Origin of the sequence: Ornithinibacillus jepli, from assembly GCF_047228935.1 — a bacterium.
Classification (GTDB): Bacteria; Bacillota; Bacilli; order Bacillales; family Amphibacillaceae; genus Ornithinibacillus.
In genome coordinates this window covers 12,882-37,314 of sequence record NZ_JBFEGG010000007.1, presented here as the reverse complement: position 1 = coordinate 37,314, position 24,433 = coordinate 12,882, and the positions used below count along the sequence as shown (strand labels likewise).

General features: G+C 34.9%; 20 protein-coding genes and 1 riboswitch. Of the genes, 16 read left to right on the top strand and 4 right to left on the bottom strand.

The window, feature by feature from the left end:
* The first annotated feature begins 211 nt into the window (after positions 1–211).
* The 10 genes from AB1K81_RS17315 (at position 212) to AB1K81_RS17270 (ending at position 15,515) form a co-directional block, all read left to right on the top strand.
* Positions 212–1,144 (top strand): ATP-grasp fold amidoligase family protein, encoded by a 933-nt coding sequence (locus AB1K81_RS17315; protein WP_412977933.1) that lies wholly within the window; start codon positions 212–214, stop codon positions 1,142–1,144.
* Between the two features lie 465 nt (positions 1,145–1,609).
* A riboswitch (cyclic di-GMP riboswitch) is annotated at positions 1,610–1,701 on the top strand.
* A gap of 67 nt (positions 1,702–1,768) precedes the next feature.
* The gene (locus tag AB1K81_RS17310; RefSeq protein ID WP_412977932.1) at positions 1,769–5,377 is read left to right on the top strand and encodes an S-layer homology domain-containing protein; all 3,609 of its coding nucleotides are present in this window, start codon (positions 1,769–1,771) and stop codon (positions 5,375–5,377) included.
* A gap of 287 nt (positions 5,378–5,664) precedes the next feature.
* Positions 5,665–6,423 (top strand): transposase, encoded by a 759-nt coding sequence (locus AB1K81_RS17305; protein WP_412977931.1) that lies wholly within the window; start codon positions 5,665–5,667, stop codon positions 6,421–6,423.
* Positions 6,424–6,649: 226 nt separating this feature from the next.
* The gene (locus AB1K81_RS17300) at positions 6,650–7,102 is read left to right on the top strand and encodes a hypothetical protein (RefSeq protein ID WP_412977930.1); all 453 of its coding nucleotides are present in this window, start codon (positions 6,650–6,652) and stop codon (positions 7,100–7,102) included.
* A gap of 145 nt (positions 7,103–7,247) precedes the next feature.
* Complete coding sequence (locus AB1K81_RS17295) at positions 7,248–8,693, top strand: MBOAT family O-acyltransferase (protein ID WP_412977929.1); 1,446 nt, start codon at positions 7,248–7,250, stop codon at positions 8,691–8,693.
* A 36-nt stretch (positions 8,694–8,729) separates the two neighbouring features.
* The gene (locus AB1K81_RS17290; protein ID WP_412977928.1) at positions 8,730–9,737 is read left to right on the top strand and encodes a hypothetical protein; all 1,008 of its coding nucleotides are present in this window, start codon (positions 8,730–8,732) and stop codon (positions 9,735–9,737) included.
* A 173-nt stretch (positions 9,738–9,910) separates the two neighbouring features.
* Positions 9,911–10,663 (top strand): hypothetical protein, encoded by a 753-nt coding sequence (locus tag AB1K81_RS17285; RefSeq protein ID WP_412977927.1) that lies wholly within the window; start codon positions 9,911–9,913, stop codon positions 10,661–10,663.
* 90 nt (positions 10,664–10,753) lie between these two features.
* On the top strand, positions 10,754–12,865 hold the full coding sequence (locus AB1K81_RS17280; protein WP_412977926.1) for a S8 family serine peptidase: 2,112 nt from the start codon (positions 10,754–10,756) through the stop codon (positions 12,863–12,865).
* Between the two features lie 344 nt (positions 12,866–13,209).
* Positions 13,210–13,875 (top strand): hypothetical protein, encoded by a 666-nt coding sequence (locus tag AB1K81_RS17275; protein ID WP_412977925.1) that lies wholly within the window; start codon positions 13,210–13,212, stop codon positions 13,873–13,875.
* Between the two features lie 14 nt (positions 13,876–13,889).
* Positions 13,890–15,515, top strand: a complete 1,626-nt coding sequence (locus AB1K81_RS17270) for a glycosyl hydrolase family 18 protein (protein ID WP_412977924.1) — start codon at positions 13,890–13,892, stop codon at positions 15,513–15,515.
* A 57-nt stretch (positions 15,516–15,572) separates the two neighbouring features.
* Here the strand turns inward: AB1K81_RS17270 and AB1K81_RS17265 are convergent, their stop codons facing one another.
* Positions 15,573–17,048, bottom strand: a complete 1,476-nt coding sequence (locus tag AB1K81_RS17265) for an S-layer homology domain-containing protein (RefSeq protein WP_412977923.1) — start codon at positions 17,046–17,048, stop codon at positions 15,573–15,575.
* 827 nt (positions 17,049–17,875) lie between these two features.
* On the opposite strand from AB1K81_RS17265, the gene AB1K81_RS17260 reads away from it, so the two are divergent.
* Entirely contained in the window at positions 17,876–18,616 is a 741-nt protein-coding gene (locus AB1K81_RS17260) for a WecB/TagA/CpsF family glycosyltransferase (protein WP_412977922.1), read from the top strand.
* Between the two features lie 41 nt (positions 18,617–18,657).
* Here the strand turns inward: AB1K81_RS17260 and AB1K81_RS17255 are convergent, their stop codons facing one another.
* The 3 genes from AB1K81_RS17255 to tagD all read right to left on the bottom strand — a co-directional run bounded on the left by AB1K81_RS17255 (position 18,658) and on the right by tagD (position 21,396).
* Entirely contained in the window at positions 18,658–19,635 is a 978-nt protein-coding gene (locus AB1K81_RS17255) for an LCP family protein (RefSeq protein WP_412977921.1), read from the bottom strand.
* A 175-nt stretch (positions 19,636–19,810) separates the two neighbouring features.
* Positions 19,811–20,854: an LCP family protein gene (locus AB1K81_RS17250; protein WP_412977920.1), complete on the bottom strand. Its 1,044-nt coding sequence runs from the start codon at positions 20,852–20,854 to the stop codon at positions 19,811–19,813.
* 152 nt (positions 20,855–21,006) lie between these two features.
* The gene (gene tagD / locus AB1K81_RS17245) at positions 21,007–21,396 is read right to left on the bottom strand and encodes a glycerol-3-phosphate cytidylyltransferase (protein WP_412977919.1); all 390 of its coding nucleotides are present in this window, start codon (positions 21,394–21,396) and stop codon (positions 21,007–21,009) included.
* A gap of 204 nt (positions 21,397–21,600) precedes the next feature.
* Here tagD and AB1K81_RS17240 point away from each other — a divergent pair, with 204 nt between their 5' ends.
* The 5 genes from AB1K81_RS17240 (at position 21,601) to AB1K81_RS17220 (ending at position 24,008) form a co-directional block, all read left to right on the top strand.
* Positions 21,601–21,825, top strand: a complete 225-nt coding sequence (locus tag AB1K81_RS17240) for a DUF1659 domain-containing protein (protein WP_412977918.1) — start codon at positions 21,601–21,603, stop codon at positions 21,823–21,825.
* Positions 21,826–21,868: 43 nt separating this feature from the next.
* Positions 21,869–22,084: a DUF2922 domain-containing protein gene (locus tag AB1K81_RS17235; protein WP_412977917.1), complete on the top strand. Its 216-nt coding sequence runs from the start codon at positions 21,869–21,871 to the stop codon at positions 22,082–22,084.
* A gap of 76 nt (positions 22,085–22,160) precedes the next feature.
* Entirely contained in the window at positions 22,161–22,295 is a 135-nt protein-coding gene (locus tag AB1K81_RS17230; protein WP_412977916.1) for a YvrJ family protein, read from the top strand.
* Between the two features lie 65 nt (positions 22,296–22,360).
* A complete protein-coding gene (locus AB1K81_RS17225; protein WP_412977915.1) occupies positions 22,361–23,113 on the top strand; it encodes a hypothetical protein in 753 nt (250 codons plus the stop codon).
* A 250-nt stretch (positions 23,114–23,363) separates the two neighbouring features.
* The gene (locus AB1K81_RS17220; protein WP_412977914.1) at positions 23,364–24,008 is read left to right on the top strand and encodes a response regulator transcription factor; all 645 of its coding nucleotides are present in this window, start codon (positions 23,364–23,366) and stop codon (positions 24,006–24,008) included.
* Positions 24,009–24,433: the final 425 nt, after the last annotated feature.

Below are 24,433 nucleotides of genomic sequence, written 5' to 3'. Positions count from 1 at the left end.
TGACTCATCTTTAGAGAGAATAAGAATAAACACAGTCCTAAATGATTATATTCATTGTCCTGGTAAAAAGGTTCAAGAATATTCATGTTGTAAAAATTTTGGATTAGAGATCTAACGTATGTTAATAATGTAGTCATGCAGTACTAAATATTTTTGCCAATTTTAAGTAAAGTAGTGTACATAAAAAAATATAAAGTAAGGTGAAATAGAAGTGGATAAAAGAAAATTATTTGTTCAGTTTCCAAGACTTTATAATCTTTATTCTGCTCTTCAGTTTTCCAAACGCTATCTGAAAAATATGTATTACAAGTCATTAAATGAAAAAAAATACCCTACTGTTCTCGCTAAGATGTATAAAAAAAGAATGGGACAGGATTTAGATTGGAATAATTTAACTACATATAATGAAAAAATGCAATGGGTGAAACTATATGATAATGATCCATTGAAGGCAGTTTTAACAGATAAATATCAAGTACGGGATTGGATTAAGAATACAATTGGAGAACAATATTTAATTCCCTTACTGGGAGTGTGGGATAATTTTGATGAAATTGATTTTGAACTGTTACCGCAACAATTTGTATTAAAAACAAACAATGCATGTGGGACAAATTTAATTGTAAAAGATAAAAATAAGTTGGATAGAATTAAAGCAAAAAAGCAATTTAATCGATGGATGAAAATAAATTTTGCATTTGTTGGATTTGAAATGCATTATAAGGACATTAAACCAAAAATAATTGCTGAAACATTTATGGAAGATTCAAATGGTGAGTTAAAGGATTTTAAATTTTTATGTTTTAACGGTGAGGTTCATTATTGTTGGGTAGACATCGATCGATTTAATGACCGCCGTAGAAATGTATATAACCTAAATTGGGAATTACAAGAGTGGACACAACATCAGTTTAAAAATACAGATTTTCCAGTCCCTAAACCTAATAATTTTGAATTGATGGTGGACTTGGCAAAGAAGCTTTGTCAGGGTTTCACGCATGTTAGAGTAGACTTTTATAATGTAGATGGAAAAATTTATTTTGGTGAAATGACATTTACTAGTGGAAGTGGATTTGTAAAAATAACTCCAGAACAATACAGTGTAATACTAGGTCAAATGTGGAAGCTCCCTATTAATGAATAACTGGGACAGGGGGACAGGTCCCTTGTCCCACTCCTCTATTATGCTTCATATTCTAAACAAACCTTCTTGGCAATTACCGTGTCTACATCTTCAGGTGAATCTCCAACGATTAGATTGGAAATAGTTAGAGTATCAGCATGTTCTTCATTCTTACCAGATCCATAAGTATAATCACGAACACTACCTCGTACATAGTCTCTTAAGCTCCATTACTATACGCAATTGCTCTACCTAGATAGGCAACATGTCCTATCATTTCTGCTCTCCGCTTTAACGAACTCTGGATAAATAATTAGGTATCAGTCTATTTTAGTTTTTTGGGAAAGTGATACTGACGCCTTTTATTTGGTGAATTATTGGATAAATTTATAAATAACATGTGAATTGATGTATTGTGTTTTGCAAGATTTTTCCGACAAATCTTGACAAATCATTCCCTTTTATGGGATTATGGTCCTAGCACAAAAAAGAAAAAGGCAAAACTTTCGAAAGAGAGTGACGCAAAGCTGCGGGTCTAAGGTACTATTTTTGGGTATTATGACAGCCGGGTTGCCAACGAATAAATCCCGTTCTGCTTTGCTCTTTTTTTGTTGTGCAAAGTTTTTTTAATTGGGAGGGGATTTTTTGAGAAGATTCATCAGTGGCATGCTGGTAGTGTTATTAGTGTTAAGTAATATCTATACTCCAAATCTAACACATGCCCAAGAAGTCACCGAAACAGGTGATTTAATCAAATTAACCGAGGACATCACAGATTGGTCGTATGATGAAACAAATATCTATGCCATCACTGCACAAGGCAATCTAAAGGTGATTTCAAGAGCTACATTTGAAGTCACAAACACGTTAGCAATTGGAACTGACTTAAGTGATTTAGAGTTAGATGCCAATACACTATGGATAGCAGTTAGAGGAGAAAGCAAGGTTGTTAAGGTAGATTTAACTAATCTAGAAGTAGTAGCTATTACTTTAGAGGGTACTCCTTATAGTATAACGGTTATCGATAACAAATTATATTATTCTAATAGTGACCAACATAGTAGAATCGTAGAAAAGGATTTAATAGACTCTACGGAAACTACTCTGGTGAACCCGGACAATGACTCAATTGCACATTCGTTTTATGAACCAAGTCTAGCATCTGAAACAGGTGTATTATATGTCGCAGAATCGGGCCATACAAGTTCAAACATCTATAAACTTTCACAAACAGATTATTCCATTCTTTCTCAATCTACATATGATGAAGGGTATGGAGTAAATGCCAAGGATAAAAATATTGTAATGGATTCCGATGAAATTTTTTATGGCGGAATTAGTTTTGATAAAAATGATTTAGCAATTATAAATGGTACTTATGAATTTACTTCATATCCCGGCACAGTTCTTGATGTAACAGCAGATTTTGTTTTTACAAAAGAAGCAATATATGACAAGGATGAGTATTTTAAAGTTAGCGATTTAGATATCGATGTGGATTTAGTCCTTGCGCCTGCAAATTCCGAAGTATATCTATATGATTCATACAACAAGACACTACATAAAAAAGACTATAGTAGCTTACCTACAACACTAACATCTAAGGTCTATGAAGTTAAAAATTATAAGCTTCCTATTAACCAAAGTGTGACAGATTGGGTTTTAGATGAAACTAGTAAAAAAATATATGCAATTTCACTAGAAAGCAATGTGCTGTACACAATTGACAGTCTTACTATGGAAGTTTTAGATACACAGTACATCGGCTCTCGCCCTTCAGATATTGATTTAGTTAATGGGAAATTATATGTCTCTAACTATGGAAGTACTTCTGTAGCTGTTATTAATTTAGCAGATGGAAGTATGACCAACGTTATCACGAAACAAAATCCATATCGTATTGCGGCTGATGGATCATTATTGTTCTATGTAACAGAAGATCAAAGTACTTGGGTTTATCAAATTGACTTAAGTACAGGTAGTGAAATTAGAGTCGGTGAAGAAATCCAAACTAACAAATATCAAATCTTAAGTGAGCCAGATATTGCGTATGATTCTTTAAATAAATTAGTGTATATTGGTGAGTCTAACTCCACTGGCTCAAAATTATATTCGTTAAATATAGAAGATTTGACCTTAACGCCTTCTAGTGAAAGTTTTTCATTACCAACTCGTAAACTATTATTAGATGGTGAAGCGTTATATTATGCAGAACATCAATTTTCTAAGTCCGATATGATAACTCAGTATAACTTTAATGAAGATGTCATTGCTACGTCAGCAGAGTATATCGTATCGCCAACAGGAGTGTATTCAAAAGCTGATTATACTAATCTTGCTACATTCCCGTTTACTGTGGAACATGCTATTATTAATGATGCTGGAAATATAATTGTTTATGTAGAAGATAATCAAGCAGTTTATAAGTTTGCTAGTGTTGATGCAATTAATAATCTAGGGCCAACTAACTTATTAGTTTCCTTGGATGAAAACAATGATTTGGCTATTTCTTGGGATTCAACCACAGCTGATGCATATGATGTGTTTTATAAAACAGTGGATATGGAACTATATGCTGAGGATCTACGCGTCGATGTAGTGGACAATTACGTAATTATTCCGCAATCGGAATATAAAAAGTGGGCAGGCCAAACAGTGACATTTTCCGTTCACTCACGTCTTGGTTCAGATGTTTCCAGTCTAGTAACCTATGATTTCACTTTTGAACCACTAGTTCCGACTAATTTATTAGTACAAAAAGATATTGAAAATAATATAGTGATTAACTGGGATTTAGTAACAGCAGAGTCTTACAATGTTTACTATAAGACTGCTGATATGATGGAGTTTGCATTACTTGAAGAAAAATTAAATACTAATCAGACTTTAGTAGCGCCAGTAGTTTATGAACAATGGATCGATCAAACCGTAACTTTTGGAGTGAAAGCATTAACTGGAGATAAGAGCTCTGAAATGGTAACAACTGACTTTTTAGTAGACGAAACAGCTCCTGAGGAAAATGATACCCCTGGTTCTATTGAAGATGGTGATAGTTCAGATGGTACAGTTCCAGAAGTTCCAAGTGATGATAATACAAATGGAGAAGTGGATGTTGATCCTACCGATTTAATTGATCTCGATAATCCCAAAATCATAAAACGATTTACAACCTTCTATCGTCATTATGAATATAAAGAAGAAGGCGAAAATGTTGCATTAAACCTTCATAAGTCCGTAATTAATGAAATGAATGAAACCGGTGATGAGGCATTTTATGTAACGTCAGACCTTGGTTCATTTAAGTTACCGGTTAACACAATTGATCAATTTACCAATGACGAGGATTCCTATATCCAAGTGACGATTAGGAAGCTTTCTGAAGAAGTGACAGAAAACATTAATAAATGGGCAGAACAAAGCTTTATGGAGTTGGTTACACAACCAATAGATTTTTCTGTTGAAATGTATGAGAATGGAACAAATACAACGATTACTTCATATGGCAAGGAGTTTGTAGAACGTAGAATCCCAATAAGTGATCCATCAGAATTAGATGAAATGATGGTGATCACATTAGACCCAGTAAATCAATCGTACCAACCAGTACCAACAACTATAGAACAAGATGAGGAAGGTCAATATTGGGCAGTTTTCCATCGTAATGGAAATAGTATTTATGTAGTGGTGAAATCAAAGAAAAAGAATTTTACCGATGTTGAAGGTCACTGGGCAAAGGATAGTATAGAAGCTCTTTCAGGGAAGTTGATTCTTCACGGAGTTAATGATACGGAATTTAAACCAACCAATATCCTTAGTAGATCCGAGTATGCAGCAATGCTATCTAGGGCATTAGGATTAGTACCAAATTCTAATGAGCAAAAACAATTTAATGATTTAATTTCTTCCAAGTGGTATTACAATGATGTACTTGCTGCTTATGAAGTGGGAATCGTAAGTGGGTATACAGATGGCAACTTTGGTCCAACAGACTCCATTACACGCGAAGAAATGATTGCTATGACTGTTCGTGGACTAGAGTTAGTTAATGGAGAGCAAAATACCAAAGTAGAAAGTTTAGCCAATTTTACGGATAGTGCTGAAGTTGGAAGATGGGCATTGAGAGAGGTTTCTATTGCAATTGACGCGGGACTAATTCATGGTAGGACCATAAATCAATTAGCACCAAAAGGAATAGCAACACGTGCTGAAGCAGCAGTTGTAATTGAAACATTAATGCAGAAGTTAGAATTTTAGAAGATATTTAAAAGTCAAATAAGCTAAGTAAGATTTTTAATCTTACTTAGCTTATTTTTTTGAATGGGACAGGGGGACAGGTTCCTTGACCCAGGGTCAAGGAACCTGTCCCCCTGTCCCAATTTTGTTATTTGTTTTAAGGTGGGCTGGGGGAAAGATGTTTTTTCTTTGTGTGTTATGTCTTTTTGACATAAATTAAGGCTAAAAAATGAACTTTTGGCACTTTGACATTCCTTTTACTATCACATATTTTGTATCTACAAATGTGCTTGTAGGAGGAGAGAAGTATGCCTAGAAGTTCACGTAAGCAAAGTCGTAGTGGGATTTATCATGTGATGATGAGGGGAATCAATAGGCAAACTATATTTGAGGATAATGAAGATAGAATAGTATTTCTAGAAACTTTGGCCAAGTATCGTGACGTATGCGATTTTAAAGTGTTTGCTTACTGCTTAATGGATAATCATGTTCACTTACTCTTAAAAGAACCAGAAGGAGAGAGACTATCTGATTTTATTAAGCGGATTAGCTCCAGTTATGTCTATTGGTATAACCAAAAATATGATCGGATTGGTCATTTATTTCAGGAGCGGTATAAAAGTGAAAGTGTGGAGTCACGTAGGTATTTTTACACTGTCTTACGCTATATTCATCAAAATCCTGTGAAGGCTGGACTTGTGGAAGATGTATTTGGATGTGAATGGACTAGTGTGAATGAATACATCCATCGGGTTTATGTTATAGACACAGAGTATGTGCTCCCATTGATTTCAGAAAATAGGAAGCAAGCTGTTAATAGATACATAGAATTCATGAAACAACCAGAGGAAACGGAATGTCTCGATGAGAGCGTAATTGTAAGGGTGAAAGATGAGCAATTAATTAGTTATATGAAGGAACAGGGGATTGAGATTAGTAAGCTTCAACAAATGAATAAAGCTGATCGAAATGCTATTCTAGCTGAATTGAAAACATTACAAGGCGTATCCATTAGACAACTATCCAGACTAACCGGAATTTCCAAAAGCGTAATCCAACGAGCATGAAGGCGGTGAGGTGGGACAGGGGGACAGGTCCCTTGACCCAGTGATTTTAATATTTAGGATCCTCCCCCTATAATAATCAACGGTAGGATTCAGTTGATTCAGCAATTAAAAGACCATTAATATTTTTAATTTGAGAAATAGGAAGGATTCAGTAACTTTTCCTAGAATATGTATGTATATAAGACCGGGACAAGGAACCTGTCCCCGTGTCCCAGGGAGTGAAGAAATGGATTGGAGACCTATGATTGATCCGGGTGATGAAAGGGTCCTGAACCTTTTAACGGATCTTGATATAAGGAAGATTCAACAGTTGGAAGAAAACATGAGTAGGACGACGTTAAAACGGGAGAAATTAAGTTGCGAAAAAGAAATACTTAATATCTACTTAAAAGCCATTGAACGAAATAAAGGTAAGCAGATGACTTTAGGTGATTGGTTAAATCAAGAGGAATTGGATAAAGTGAATGAATTAAAAGAGAGAATTGTAGATTCTGATAAACCCTATCACTATGAGGCTATGGCCTATGAAGTTTATCTTGAAAGTATTAGTAGGCAAACCAATTTTGATCAAGAGAAAGATGTTAGAGCATGTATTGAAATTATGAAAAATACAGAGTCAAATGAAGAAGCGGAAAAGCTTGCAATTGAAATATTAACTTTACTAAGATTAGCAAGATAAATGGGATAGGGGGACAGGTTCCTTGACCCTGGGACAAGGAACCTGTCCCCCTGTCCCAAAAAATTGTCATTTGTACTCCTCTATTGTATGATTTAATTGGCATTCGTCGAAAGGAATGCTTTTTTGTCTACTGGAGGAGATTTTTGTGCTTTTTAATTCCTTTGAATTTATATTTGTATTTTTACCAATTGTTTTTACTGGTTATTTCTTAATTAATAGAATGAACGTTACGCTAGCCAAAGTATGGTTATTGACAAGTTCGTTATTCTTCTATAGCTGGTGGAATCCTAATTACTTACTGTTAATATTCTCCTCATTGATTGTGAATTTTATTATTGGAACCCTTCTAGCTAAACAGTTCAAGCAATGGGTAAGAAAATCGATATTAACCATAGGAATCCTATTTAATGTGGGTTTATTAGGATTTTATAAGTATTATGATTTCTTTATTACGAATGTGAACCTTGTATTTGGTTTTGATTTCGTTATTTTACATCTTGTATTGCCACTAGCAATTAGCTTCTATACATTTCAGCAAATAGCTTATTTAGTAGATTCATATAGATTTGAGACAAACGGTTATAACTTTTTAAACTATGCGCTATTTGTAACCTTTTTTCCACAATTAATCGCAGGTCCTATCGTGCACCATCAGGATGTCATGGCGCAATACGAAGACCAGCAAAAGAAAAAAATTAATTACCGGAACATTGGGCTTGGCCTATTTATGTTCGCTATCGGTTTATTTAAAAAAGTTGGGGTTGCGGACACGTTCTCAGTATGGGCTAATAATGGATATGATATGGCGGAAGGAATTACGTTTGTGGATGCATGGGTTACGTCACTTTCCTATACGTTTCAGCTCTATTATGACTTTAGTGGTTATTCCGATATGGCGATAGGTCTTGGCTTATTATTTAATATCGTTCTACCTATTAATTTCAATTCGCCGTATAAGGCAACCGGTATTATAGACTTTTGGAAAAGGTGGCATATTACGTTAACCAAGTTCTTAACAAGGTATATTTATATTCCACTAGGTGGAAATCGAAAAGGGATAACTAGAACCTACATTAATGTCATGATAATCTATTTAATCAGCGGATTTTGGCACGGTGCTGGATGGACATTTGTATTTTGGGGGTTTCTCCATGGGGTAGCGAGTGTTATCAATCGTATATGGACTAAAGCTGGTTTTAGAATGAACAAACTGCTCGCATGGTTTATTACGTTTCAATTCATAAATGCTACTTGGGTATTTTTCCGAGCACCTAACTTTGAAGTGGCAATCGATATACTAAGGGGCATGGTAGGGTTAAATGGTTTAGCGTTACCAGAGGTCTTACAAGATTTAAATTGGGTAACAGAAAATGTATCAGATTTTTATGTATTTACGATAGATGAGAATTTTTGGTTTGTTCTTCTTTTCCTACTAGGGGGATTCCTCATTGTTGTATTGGCAAAAAATGCGGCGCAACTAATGGAAAAACATAAGCCAAATGTTTTCTCAGCACTATTTGTCTCTGCTTTACTAGTTTACTCTGTATTCCAATTGCAGAAGGTAAGTGAGTTCTTATATTTCAACTTTTAAAAATAGTAGTATTCCAACTTTAGGTGGTTATTCTGGATGAAAGATAAATCATATGTGTATACGATATTAGCAATTGTGTTGACTAGTGTTCTATCAGTTGGTACCTTTAATTTCCTTATTGATCCGCTATGGACCTTTGGGGCAAATCATGAATATAACGATGTACAAACGGTTATCAATGAAAGACAGCAAAAAACAAACTCCATTTACTTTCGTGAGTTTGAATATGATACTTTATTGCTTGGCAGTAGCCGTAGTACTTACATCAATCAATATGATTTTGAAGGGATGAACGTGTATAACTATGCGGTTGCAGATATGTCCTTTAAGGAATATAACAGTTTCATTGAGTTCGCTAAAGAGATAAAGGGCGGAGAATTTGACCGTGTTATCATTGGGGTGGATTTTTTTAAATCAAGTAAAAAGCAAAGTTCAACCAATATAACCATTGATTCCTATTCGAACAAGACGACCGAATCATTTTATCGATATAAAAATTTAATATCGCTAGATACGTTAGAATATTCCATAGAGAATTTTCAAATGTCTCGTGAGGATAAGATTGTTGAGGACCGTAATTACAATCGATTCAATGTTGCCGATGCGAAACAAATTGATCCAGATATCAAAGAAAAGCAAACATTAGAGAAAATCCAGAAGTTCAAAGATGAATTTTTTGGGGATAATTATGACTATAATCCAGCGTTTACAGAGTCTCTAAGAGAACTGAAAGAAAACAATCCCAATACTGAGTTTATCGTGTTTACGACCCCTGTTTATACAGGGCTATATGAGGCGATGGTTGAAGAAGGGCAGCTGGACGATTACCACCACTGGATTGAGGATATTGTCTCAGTTTTTGGAGGGGTATATCATTTTATGTATCCAAATTCTGTTACAGACAATATGGATAACTACTTTGACGGCCATCACTTTTACCCACATGTTGGTACCATGATTGCAAAAAGAATTAGTAATAGCACGGAAGGTGTACCAGACGATTTTGGGATTTATATAGATACAAAATCTATTCCTTGGGAGTAGAATTCCCTATGAGAAGAAATTTTTTCATTGGGATTTTTTTTATGTCTTATTCCAATAATACTTAAGTTTATTTCGTACAGAATCATGGTAAGAAATCGTGCTATACGTTAAGAATTTCCCGGATAGTTTTGTTAACGTATACTAGAAATAGAATTTAATATTATTATAAAGGATTGATTAAGATCGAAACAAAACAAAAAGCACCAACTATTGCATTAATTACAATTATTCACGATAAATATGGCAGCTTAATAATACCGCTAAAGAAAGTCATCCATCGAATCGAAGAATATTATCCATCTCGCTATGTAGCAGTTAGTGATGAAACATGTCCTGATATTATTGAACTATTAGGGAAACACGGATTTGGAATTTTTGTCATTGAGAAAAATGGTGCTGCCAATGCTAGACGGAAGCTAGTACAAATTATGAGCAACTATGAATATGATTTCTACCATTATTGTGACTTAGATCGTTTTGTAACCTGGATGTTAGATCATTCATCAGAACTACCATCTATTCAAAAAGACATCATTAACTATCATTATTTAGTAATCGGTAGAACAGAAGTTGCTTTTCAATCTCATCCAATATCATGGCAGGAAACAGAAAAGATTACGAATCACATGTTTTCTTTAGAAGTTGGATCAGAAATGGATATAACAGCGGGATCTTGCAGTATGAGTAGGGAAGCATTATTAGAAATCGCTGTTCAATCAAGTGCTAAAATGACCGATGGCGAATGGCCATTAATCGCTCGTAACAAATTTGGAAAAGAAAATATAGGTTACTATAAGGTCGATGGATTAAAATACTTAGAACATAATAAAGCAAATATGAAAGATGAGGTAGAGGAATGGTGTACTAGGGTACGGCTTTCCCATATCATTTGTCAATCCATCATGGATTTAAGAAGAGATTCATAATTGGTAAATCTATGAAAATCTATATGAAACTACTATTTTATGATAAAATTTTTTCAATGAATGATTAATAGACACTAGGGGTTGCGAGATATGAGAAAACTAAACGTGTGCAGCATCGTCGCTGTCCTATTATGGACTATTAGTGGACTTCCTACGATCGCTCTTGGAAGTGATGAAAGTAGTTTTACTTTTTATGAAACAACCAACAGTATACATTTAGATGATGTTTTAAATCGGCAAATTATTATTAAAGCTAAGGAAGATTTTAACCCTGCCGATTTCCAAGTAGAATTAATAGAGGTGCTAAAAGAACAAGGATTATATCTTGTAAAAGTACCTGATAATAAGGATTATAAATTGGTTTTGTACCAATTAAACGAAGCAGAAACAGTTGAAATGGCTGAACCAGATTACGAGCGTCACACAACCTTTTATCGACACGACCCATACATGACGATGCAATGGTACTTGGAGCCAATTGGGATGTTTAATGCTTGGGATATTACGAGAGGCTCTACCGATGTTACCATTGCAGTATTGGATACTGGTGTAAATGCAAGTCATCCAGATCTAGTTGGCAGAGTGCTAGATGGATATGACTTCATAAATGATGATAATGACCCTTTAGACGATCAAGGTCATGGCACATTTGTGGCTGGCGTTATTGCTGCCAATGCAAATAGAATGGGACCAGTAGGTATCAATCATCAGTCAAGAATTTTACCAGTAAAGATAATGAATGAAAATGGTGAAGCATCCATCTATGACGTAGTGGAAGGAATTTATTACGCAATCGAACAAAATGTGGATATTATTAATATGAGTTATCGAGCGACACAAAGCAGCTCTATTGAAAGAGAGGCAATTGTTAAGGCATATAAAGAAGGAATCACGCTTATAGGAGCTGCAGGCAACGATTCAAAAGCTGATAAAGTATACCCCGCTGCTTATAATGAGGTAATTGCTGTTACAGCAGCAGATGAAGATGGGAGTATTGCAGAGTACTCTAATTTCGGTACATGGGTTGATATAATGGCACCTGGAACAGATATTATTGGAACTAATCAAGAAGGCACCTATAGTGTCGGTAGTGGAACTTCATTTGCAGCACCTGTAGTTTCAGGAATTGCTTCATTACTACTATCGAAAAATCCAGACTTGTCTCCTAGCCAAATCAAATGGTTTTTAGAGGCCGGGGCATATTTTAGTAGAAAACAAGATTGGAATCAGCAAGCAGGATTTGGAATGGTTAATGCATACAAGTCATTAACGATACCATATCCATCGCTTATAGATGATACCGCTAATCAGTTCACTAATGCACTTGATATTTCAGATGGTGGAAATTTGATGGAGAAAATCGATGTCCCGACAGATCAGGATTGGTATCGATTAGAATTTTCACAGAATACTTCGATTTCCATTTCGTTAACCAATATCCCTTTACCTCTAGACTTAGTAGCTGAACTGTACCAATATGAGTCAGGTTCACTACAAAAGATACAAGTTATCGATTCAGCAGGGATGGGTGGAAATGAGCAACTTAGTATGGAACTAAATCCAGGGGTCTATGCACTAGCTATAAAGGACAATAATTACAATTGGTCACCATTTGGTTACCAGTTAGCAGTGGACATTGAGCAAGGAGCTACTAGGGATGGTTTGGAAGAGTCTGTGATTTTTCCGGATATAAAAGGAAGCTGGGCTGCAGAAGAAATTATGTTTTTATCCAACAGAGGGACGATTGTAGGATTCCCTGATGGTACATTTAAACTAAATGCTAATATTGACAGGGCAGCAGCTGCGACGGTTATTGCTAAGGAGTTAACATTACCAATGGAGTTAAGTAGTTTTCAAGATGTATCCAATAGCCATTGGGCATCTCAGTATATTGGGGCAGCAGCTAAAGCTGGAATTCTTACAGGGTATGGGAATAATAACTTTAAACCGAACTCCCCATTAACACGTGCAGAAATGGCGTCTATTCTTGTTCGAGCATACCAATTAAAAGGAGCAGACGCAAGATTATTTCGTGATGTAACAACCGCTCATTGGGCATATGAAGATATACAAAGTCTAGTAGCAAATGGTATAACAGCAGGTTATCCTGACGAAAGTTTTAAACCGAATGCGTATATTACGAGAGCAGAGTTTTCTGCAATGGTAGCAAGAATTATAGATGACTCTTTTAAAGTAAAGTAAAAAGTAAGAGGAACTCCTCTTACTTTTTTTATATTAGAAATAGTATTTAACCACAGAGTTTTAGAAAATATACTACTTACAACAGCGCCATACTTAACGAGCTGACTTTATATTGCCACGTCAATAATTAACAAATTTTGTTGTATTAAATATTTTAACGTAAACGGTTCGTTTCTTTTAATCGGCCGTTATTCTTTTTCGCCATGGCTTTTTCCATAATTTGGTTCATTCAACTATTTACATTTTATCTGAATTATATACTGTAATAACAATTCTTATTTGGTAGCATTATTATACTTAAATCGGGAAGTCTAAAAATGAATGATAAATAGGTAGGTGTATTTATGCGTATTCTATTAGCTCTATTTTTCTTCATATTATCAACTCTTGCAGCATGCAATACAGATAATTCTGCACCAAATATTGATCGATTAGATCCTTACCGGAATCAAGGGGATGAGGATGTTCATCTGGAGACAAGGGCGCTTCAAAAAACCATTCCTAGGTCGCAAGAAGAAAACAACGGGTCCAGTAATATCGAGAATATTAGTAATACACCTGATATACCAGTTCCTAGACTTTTATTTGAAACCTTTAAAGATAGATGGAATGCAATTACTGATATGCAACTGTCGGAACTGTATATTAGCGAAATCATAGGAGTCTCAACTGCTGAGGGAGTTTATCTTGCCCCACTAACGAATAATATGAATCTCTATATTATGGTAGAAAATGGAACTGTTACTTCGCTTGAGGTAAAAAGTGGTGTAGGCGAGAAGCAAGAGAGAATGATGATGCTAGCTGCTTGGGCACAAATTATTATGATGTTACATCCGGAGCATGAAATACATGACCTCGATGCATTCTTTAACGAAATCGGTGTCGGTCCAAATGGAGATTTAAGTAATGTCAAAGAGATGGTTTATCCTTACTATCACTTACAATATGAAATTTTAATTGAGGAAAATGAATATACTTTCCGAGCAAGCTTTAGAAAAGACATAAACTAGAGGGGAGGCTATTCATGAAAAAACTAAAATGGAAATTGTTACTTATTTTTGTTTTACTATTTATGATTTTACCACCTAGCAAGTCACTCCACTCCCAAACTGGAATGTTTAATATGTCGTATATATTCTTCGGTAGTCCAAGTGGTTATTTTAGTCAAGTGGAAAAAACAAAAGGAAGCTTGAATGTCGTAGCGCCTAATTACTTCGATGTAACTGAAACTGGAAATTTAGACGTAACGTGGACTCTGGATACTTCATTTATTAACCAGATGCATCAGCAGGGAATTAAGGTCGTTCCATTTCTCGCAAATCACTGGAACAGAACAGCTGGAATTAATGGATTAAATCGAAGGGAAGCATTAGCGAAAGAAGTTGCTGCAGCGGTTGAGAAATATAATTTAGATGGTGTCAATGTAGATATTGAAGGGGTTGGACGGGATTACAGGGATGAGCATACAGATTTTATCCGTCTACTAAGACAATATATTCCAAGTCATAAAGAGATATCTGTTGCAACTGCAGCGAATCCGAATGGATGGGCAACCGGTTGGCACGGTTTTTATGATTATAATTCATTAGGGAAATATGCTGATTATCTCATGATTATGGCTTATGACGAATCTTGGGAAGGAACTGATAGCCCAGTTGGGCCAGTATCTAGTATTCAGTTTTTTGAAAAATCAATACAATATGCCATAAATCAAGGGGTACCAAAAGACAAGATTGTTGTGGGATTGCCATTTTACGGTAGATTATGGAAAACAGATGGACCAACTTCTTTAGGGAAAACAATTGCTGGCATGGGCCTATCTAGTACTAGAGTAGAACAATTAATAAAGACCTTCAATGGTAATGTACAGTTTGATGAAATAAGAAAATCAGCTAAAGTAACGTTTACCATACCAGTAGGAAGAGAATATTATATTGGGAATACCACGTTAACTCCGGGGCAATATGTCTTATGGTATGACAATGAACAAGCGATAAAAGCGAAATTACGTATGCCAAGTAAATATGGAATTAAAGGAACAGGATCCTGGGCACTTAGCCATGAAACGGCGCAGACATGGGACTATTATTCGTTATGGTTAAACAGTATCTATTTTAGTGATGTGGCGGCTAATTATTGGGCTGAGGAAAGTATTAATGTCGTATCAGAAAAAGGCTGGATGACAGGGGTTTCGAATACGAAGTTTGCACCAACCAAAACATTGACTAGAGCAGAAGGGGCATCGATTATTGTCCGAGCTCTTGGCCATGCGAATGATACCCCATCATCATATACATTCACCGATACGAAATGGCATTGGGCGCGAAAAGATATTGAGGTTGCACGGGAATTAGGATACGTAAATGGAAAATCCAAAACATCCTTTGACCCGGATGCTAAGTTAACTAGGGAAGAGCTAGCTACATTACTATACAATGTTTTTAAGTATACAATTGATGAAAGTTCAGAAGTAACATTTACCGACATAAATCAAAATATGTGGTCTTATCAAGCAATCGTGGCGTTAAATCAAAAGGGTTACATTACAGGGTATCCAAATGGAGAATTCCGACCGAAGAATTCGTCGCTTAGAGCCGAAATGGCTTCTCTAATTAATCGCATGGCAAATGAATTTGAATCTGCACGATAATCAAAAAAGGGAAAAGTCTTTCACCACTATGGTGAGGACTTTCCCTTATTATTAGTATTATTGGATTCGGAAGTCTGGGTTCATAGCTCTAGCTAAAAATGCCGCAAATTGAGCTCTACTTACTTTTTCTAGAGGACCGAATTTAGTGTTTGTGATACCGGCTACGATACCAGCTTCATAAAGATTATTTAATGAACCTTCATACCAATCAGAATTCGGATCTTGACGAACATCGATAAAAGGATGATTAGTAGAAGCATCTGGGAAATCATAAATTCGTTGAAGCACTGTAACCATTTGGTTTCTAGTAAATTGTGAATCAGGACTAAATTTAGTACTAGAAGTTCCGTAGAATATTCCTTCATCTACTACGGTAGCAATGGCGTCATAATAGAAGTGGCTACTAGGTACATCCGTAAAATTTAAAGCTGGGCGATTACTTGTATCTAGGTTCGTTGCATTTACAACCATTAGCGCAACTTGTGCCCTAGTTAATTGAGTGTTCATACCAAAATTTCCATTTCCAATACCTGCAATGATCCCACGGTCTGCTAAATAATTTATCGACTCTGCAGAATAATGATTCTTCGGCACGTCTTTAAACCAGAATTTCAAGTAGCTTGATGAAACATAACCAGTCTGACCATTACTGCGTTTTACTGGGTACCAAACAAACTGATTACTGTTTAAAGGGTTCGTATCGTATACAAAAGATCCAGTAATCGTAATAATCTCACCTTGTGGAATTGTTGTGTAATTAGAACTTAGTGTATTTGGTTCGGGTCTTAATTTGACAGATGATGTAGTAATGGCTTTGTCCCCAACTGTTAAATCATGCTTTGACTTGGTAAATGGAAGGTCAAAATTGTATTTCATCGTGACAAAGTTAATGTTCTCACTACTATTACTATCATATTCAAAGTCAGCAGGAGTAAATGGTAACTCTTGTAATTGTACAAAGCTATAATCTGCGATATTTTGAATGACTTGTTCCTGATAAGCATCTAAGTTACGTTCACCAGTACTTTGATAAACAGGACTGTTTTTAGGCTTCGTGCCATTATACCCCATGATTGCAAAATACCAATGCTCTAGGAAATCACGATTTTTTAAATTAATCGTTGGTAAATCTCTACGATCAAACATAGAATCTAGAATTTCTACTCCAGCTTTAATATTATAAACAATATCGTCCATCAAAAGCTGTTCATCATATTGAGATTGGTTCGTAATCTGCATGATACCAATTCCATCATCATCGGAAATAATGACATTACCATTACTATCGAAATGTCTCCAATTCGTTTCCTCCCAAGCAATTGCTTTGACGATTTCTGGTGGTACATCATACTCCATTGCCATTTCAGTTAAAAGACAGTTCAATTTGCTTTGACCAGGATTTTCATTTTCACCTATTTCATAATCACAGCTGTTCTTTACATTATCTACTGCATCTGCAAACACAGTCGAAGGGATAATCAATAGAGCTATGATTAGTAGGAGTGATGAAAGAGCCTTGAATTTCAATCCCATGTTACGTATCCTCCTATAAAAATTTAGTTTGTTATATAGTTATAGATTACTAGATTCATAGTAAAAAATAAAATACAAAATGCATTCAATATTATCTTAACATCTTGTGTTATATTAGCTAAACATCAAAAAGTACTATTTTTGGATAGGATAGTTCATCTAACTAGAAAGGTTAAATTCTCCTTTGGGCGGCATCCATAAGGTAAAATAAAGGTGTATGGCTTATTAGTATTGGCTTTCATAGTAAGATTCTGTCTGAAGTTTACTCCTATGTTAAGTGGAACAATTCTTTCCACAAGTACTTCCTTTCACGGTTGACATTATCTTCGTTTAATAAAGTAATCTCTTAAAAGCTGGACATCAAAGTGATCAAACTCCTGCATATGATTAGAAGCTTGTCTTACCGTAGCAAAGGCTTCTACTGCTAAATCGTAAATTATTTCCCCAGCAGTATATCTCTATTTGATATTATTTCGCTTTTCCTTTTAGTTCTTCATCTGGGAATAAAGAAAATCGAGCTTCAATAGCATTTATTTGATCACCGGTTATATGGTAAGCTTTTAATACCCGATATTTCCTGTATGATAAACCCCTTAATAATATGAATAGGTTTTAGGCTGTAGCCTAGTTTTTAGAAGAACAAGGCTTTCTATTGTATTTTTTGGATATGCCTTGTATAATTTAGACCAGTTGCGAAATCTGTGGATTTTTGTAGCATGGCATGCTACTATTTATAGTGGTAGAATATGGGTAATATAAACTTTTAGTTGATTAAATTCTATATACTTGTTTTGACTTGTTATAGAGTGGGTGAGAGGTTGTTCGAGATGTCTAGTGAACAAAACAAAATAAATCGGGTAACAATCATGGATATTGATTTCGTTAATATTACAAAACAAGAATTGTTAACCAAACATATTTATCCCCGATTACAAATACAAGATAAATTTTTCATCGCAACACCGAACCCAGAAATTGTAATGCGAACAAGAGAAGACCAGCATTATAAAAAGGTGATACAGTCGGCTGATTATATTGTCCCTGATGGAGCAGGAATTGTACTTTCCTCAAGGTATATAAAGAATCCAATTTTAGAAAGAATACCTGGATTTGAGTTAATGGTCGATTTATTAGAATATGCCAATGACAATGGGTTATCTTGCTACTTTTTAGGTGCAAGGGATTATATTAATAATAGACTGATTGAGGTTATTAATAAGCGTTATGAACATATAAAAATTGCTGGTAACCACCATGGCTATTTTGAAGATGGGGAAGAAATTGCTAATAATGCTTCGGAAACCAATCCTGATATTGTATTTGTTGCGTTAGGATCTCCGAAACAGGAAGAATGGATTTATAACTATATCGATAAGTTTTCTAAAGGATTATTTATTGGTGTAGGTGGAAGCTTTGATATTCTTGCTGGAGAGTTAAAACGTGCTCCTAAAAGCTGGATAAAGCATAATTTGGAATGGCTATATCGGTTATTGAAAGAGCCATTTCGTTGGAAACGTATTTTGAAATCGGTGGAATTCATGGTACGAATGAGATTAAGAGGAAAATAAATAGAGGTTGCTTAAAAGGATGATCCCTTTAAGCAACCTCTTTATAGTCCAAGATGATTTTTTAGCATTTCTTTCGTCTCTGATAATTTAAATTCATCAAGTTGGTAATAGTACGTATTTCCTGGTTGATAATCATGTCCTTCCAATGAAAAAGTTTCAATGTCGATATTTTTCATAGCGGTACCGTAGGAGGATAGACTTTTGATTTCATTAAAGGTCATATTGGTCGTCATATTCTCTCCGACAGCTTCTAGAACATTGTCTATTTTAAAGAATGAATTTAACGATATTGTTTTTTTAATAACGGCTTTTAGGATTTCCTGTTGTCGTTTACCGCGCTCAATATCATTATCATATTTCCTCGTCCTAGCAAAGGCTAACGCTTCCTCACCATTTAATACCTGCTCTCCAGGTAATAAGTGGATTGCCCCTTTTGTATCATGAGAATCTTGTTCATACATTTCAAAAGGAACTTCTACAGTAACACCGTTAATCGTATCCACTACATCAATAAATGCTTCAAAATTTAATTTTACATAGTAATCGACTGGGATTTCGAGGAGATTTTCCACCGTCTCAATTGTTGCTTTAGCTCCTCCATACGCGTGGGCATGATTAATCTTTGTTTCATAGCCTACCTCTGGAATATACACTAAAGAATCTCTAGGAATGCTAACAAGCTTAACGCTTTTTTCCTTTTTATTTAAGGTAGCAAGTATTAGCGTATCAGAACGTGGGGTACCGTATGCCTCTCGTTTTTCGCTGGAATCTACCCCGATTATTAATATGGATACATTGTCTTCACCAGGATCAACAGTTTCTTCTCTAAGGTCTGACTTATCTCTGCCATCATCAGCAAAAGATTTGTCGATAACATCATTTGCTGTATTATATAATGAAACAAAATGCCAAATAACAAAAAGAAAAATCGCAAATATAGGAATAAGAAAAACACGTTTTCTGAGTTTCCTTTTCCTTCTTCTTGTTGGGTTTTCTCTCGGAGTGTAATTGCTTCGCATAGTAAAAATCTCCTTTGAGGAGGTTTGGACTATTTATCATGTCGTCCCTCGCAAAAATTCATTCATAAATTAGTGTAATAATTTTTAAATGGTAAATTGTGATAAGTTATTCATAACTTTAACATATTTAGGGAAAAATAAAATCCACCTCCTTATAAAAAGGAGGCAGAAAGATTTAATTTACATCTGTAGCAGAATTATCGAGATTCGTATTCGATGTTAAATTGGATTCAACTTCTAAATGTTCCTTTAACGTTTGTTTAGTCTTTGCCAACGCAGCTTCATCCAATTGCCAGTAGTAAACTGACTCTGGCATATAATCATAACCTTCTAGAGACATCGTTTCAAAACCGAGATTTCCACCACTTGTTGCATAGCTCATCAGACTAGTCATTTCATCAAATGGCATATTCGTCGTCATATTTGAACCAACTGCTTCTAGTACGTTGTCGAGTTTCAAAATGTTACTTACTGATAATGACTGTTTAATCGTTGCTTTAATGATTTCCATTTGACGTTTTCCACGTTCAATATCATTATCTAATTTTCTTGTACGTGCAAGTGCAAGTGCTTCTTCTCCATTAAGTGTTTGTTCTCCAGGTAGTAAATGAATTGCATTTTTTACATCGTTTGAATCCTGTTCCCACAACTCATATGGTACATCAACTGTTATACCACCTATTGTCTCTACAACCTCAACAAAAGCATGGAAGTTAACTTTTACATAATAGTCAACTGGCACATCTAGTAGTGTTTCTACTGTTTCGATTGTTGCTTTCGGTCCACCGAATGCATGAGCATGGGTAATCTTGTCGTTGTAGCCAACTTCAGGAATGAATACGTAAGAGTCACGAGGAATACTTACTAACTTCACACTCTTATCTTCCCTGTTAAGTGTCGCAAGGATTAACGTATCGGATCGGGAATGACCGATATTTCCACGTTTCTCACTTTCATCCACACCGATAATTAAGATTGAGATATTGTCCTTTTTCGGATCTACCTGTGTTTCTCTTAGATTTGATTTATCTCTTCCATCATCTTCATAGGACTGTGAAATGACCTCTTCAGCCTTCGCATAAAATTTAAGGAGGAATCCCCCACCGACTAGTAAAAGGATGAGTAAAGGCGCAAATATAATATATAGGATCTTTTTCTTCGATTTACTTTTTGTCTTTCTTTTTTCCATTCGGGTTCTCGCCGAGTTTTGTTTATCCATCGCAAGTGTTCCCTTCTATTAAACTATAAAAACAATCTATACTATTTTACAATAAAAATAGACTTTGTACATTAAAATCTGATTAAAATTGTGGGTCTTTCTTTTTTCGTAAATAATTAGACGGAAAAAAGATATAATACGTTTCACTTTGACTATTGTTTTTTTATATTTTCTTTTATGAGGGAAGTAGAGATTCCTTCAGTTCTTGGCAAATAAATTACGTCACAATGTTTCTTTAAGTCATCAAATTTACCTTTCCAATCGTCCCCCATGACGAAGGTGTCTACTCCATAGGTTTTAATGTCGGTCACCTTTTGTTCCCATGCGTATTCCGGGATAACCTTGTCTACGTAACGGATAGCTTCTAGGATAAATTTACGATGTTCAAAACTATAATGTGCTTCTTTTCTTTTAATTTTATTGAATTCATCAGTAGATATACCAACAATTAAATAATCACCAAGTTCCTTTGCCCGGCGCAAAATATTAATATGCCCGACATGAAGTAGATCAAATGTCCCGTATGTGATTACCTTTTTCATGTGATCACTCCACGTTATGCCTGGCAAAGTGCAAGTTAAACTTATGCCAGTGGTTTACTATTTTTTATCCTTTTCATTTTAACATAGTAGTTTTTTTCTGACACTAGAGAATTAGGAATTTGTTGGAAAATGTATAAAAATTATTCATTTTGCCACCTTTTACGGATTACTTTCGATTGTAATAGTGAAAGGAGGTGATAATACATGGCAGTAGCAGATATGACGAATTCACAGTTACGACTCGTTTTATATGATGGTGATGATCCAATTAGTGGTGAACCAGTTTATAAGGCGAAAACGTTCAACAATGTTAAGACAGAAGCAACTGCGGATCAATTATACGCAATCGCAAATGCATTTGTTGTATTGCAAGAACGCCCATTATTTAATATCGAGCGTAAAGACAGCTCTGACATTCGTGAAGTCTAATGGCGTAAAAACAATTCTTAAGTAGAAGAAAGGAGGTCAGTAAGTGAAGACGCTTGAATTAAAATTTGAAAATGAAGATGGGAAAACGGTGACGTACTCACTGGAAAAACCTATCGAACCAGTTGATCCTGCTGCAGTATCAGCAGCAATGGATGAAATATTAGCTCAAAATGCCTTCACAACAAGTGGGGGAGATTTAGTAGCCAAAAAAAGTGCTCGAATAGTAGAACGTAATGTTCAAGATATTGAATTAATTTAAGGATAAGGAGGTTGCCTGGAGGAGTGAATCCTCCAGGTAACTTCTTTTTTAAGTGTTATAAGTTGGAGGTGATGAAGTGGAAAAGTGGGTGTCACTCGTAACAGATGTTGGCTTTCCGATTGCAGTAACGTTTTATTTGTTACACAGAATTGAAGGCAAGCTCAACACTTTAATCGAGTCAATCCATGCTTTACCCGAAAGAATGAAGTAGGAAGGAAGGTTGTAATAACAGTTCCTTATCTTGTCCATACTAAAACCACTAAGGAGGGATGTAATATGGCTGATAAGGAAAATAAAACACCGTTTTATAAAAGATGGTGGTTTTGGTTAATTATCGCAATTATTCTGTTGTTTGCCCTTTTTGGCGGTGGTGATGACGAAGATCCTGTCGAAGAAGAAAATGCTACTGAGGAAATACAGGATGACGGTACAGATACTACAGATGAAACCGCTGATAACAAACAGGGTACGAATGATAATGCTGGAGAAGAGGCTGAAGCGGAAGAGCCTGCAACTCGAGACAATTCCAATGCGGAAGAAACAACACTTAATGCTGGAAGATTTATCGTCGGTGAGGATATCCCAGTAGGACGTTATGTGATAACTGGCGATGGAATGGGGAATTTATTCGTTTATGATGAAAATGGATTACCAGAAGTAAATGAAATTCTTGATAACACGGGTGATACTGGTGTGACAAGTATTACGACTAACTTGGAAGCAGGACAAGAGATTGAAATCTCAGGACTAAATTCGGTAGTGTTTAAACCTGCAGAGACTTCTTTATCGAATACACTTTCAGCAGGAAGCTGGGAAGTTGGATTAGATATTGAACCAGGTAGGTATAATGTTACAGCTCCAAGTGGTATGGGTAACTTTTTTATCTATAATGAAATGGGATTACCATCTACGAACGAAATCCTGGATGCTTCGGGGGAACTTGGGGTTAAGCAGCTTACTATTACGTTGGAGGAAGGTCAGGAAATTCAGATTAGTGGGTTGAATGAGGTTGATTTTGAGAGTAGATAATAATAAAAAGGGAAAGCTACCTATCTTGGTAGCTTTCTTAAGTTTGGACGTAACAAAAAATTACAAAATAAGAAATAAATAAAGGCAGACAACAAAAATTTTCCATATAAGTAAATGTAATTTTTTCATTAATTAAGTTCAAATAGAATAAATTCATCTCTTGCTTTGTTATAATTTTACAAATAAAAATAATAACTTTTGATATAATAATTGTCCGAGTTATTAGAAAGTTTCATAAAGGAGAATGAACGTGATTAATGTATTCATATCGGATCGACAGAGATTATTTATTGAAGGAATCCAATCATTGTTGGAAAAAGAAAAAGATTTTAAGGTAGTTGGTACTTCTTGTAATGGAAGAAATATTCCAGAAAAAATAATAAATTATAATCCACATGTAATTTTAATGGACATAAATCTTGTCAAAGACCAAATGCTGGTTGAAATCAAGAAACTTTACACAGAAGTTAAAATTGTTATTCTAGTCGATAACATAAATGAAGAAAAAATATATCAGTGCTTATTAGATGGTGCAGATGGCTTCGTTCTAAAGAAAATATATTCAGATACGTTATTCAATGTAATAAAGGATACTATTCGCGGCCAATATGTTTTATCTGGAGATATAGCAAGATTACTAGTCAAAAAAGTTCAATCTTTAATGTTCGATGATAAATTAATTTTAAAAAAAGAGCTAGAGAAAAGGGAGATTAATTTTACGGAGAGAGAATTGGAAATAGCTATTCTTTTTATGAAAGGTTACTCTAACAAACAAATAATGAAAAAAGTACATTTAAGTGAAGGCACAGTAAAAAACTATATAAGTGAAATCTACATGAAAATAGGGATTCACCAAAGAGCGGAGGCAATCAAATTTTTGAGTGAAATGGTATGATTCGCCAAAATTTGTCTGAAAATGACTATTTTCTATTATAGTCACTTAAAACATGACTTTATTTTTAGTAGTATAAAACAAAGGTTAAAAAAATAGGACCTTAAACTTACATTATCTTAATATGCAAAAGTTATGAAATGCGACTATAGATATTATAAATAATTTTAAAACAAGTAATTAAATATAGGGAATAGAGAAAAAGAATATATTCAATCACTAACAAGCAACTAGAAGTGTTAGTATAATGAAGAAGGGGGCTTCTAATGGTGACATTTCCAAATTAACTGTCATGAGTTAGGGGACAATTAAGGTTTCTTAAAATAAGGTTTATAAACTACTAGGTACTTTAGATAGGACTCAAGCTATTAGGCTATTGAACTCTTAATTATATTATTATCAATAAATGTAAAATAGATAACTGAATT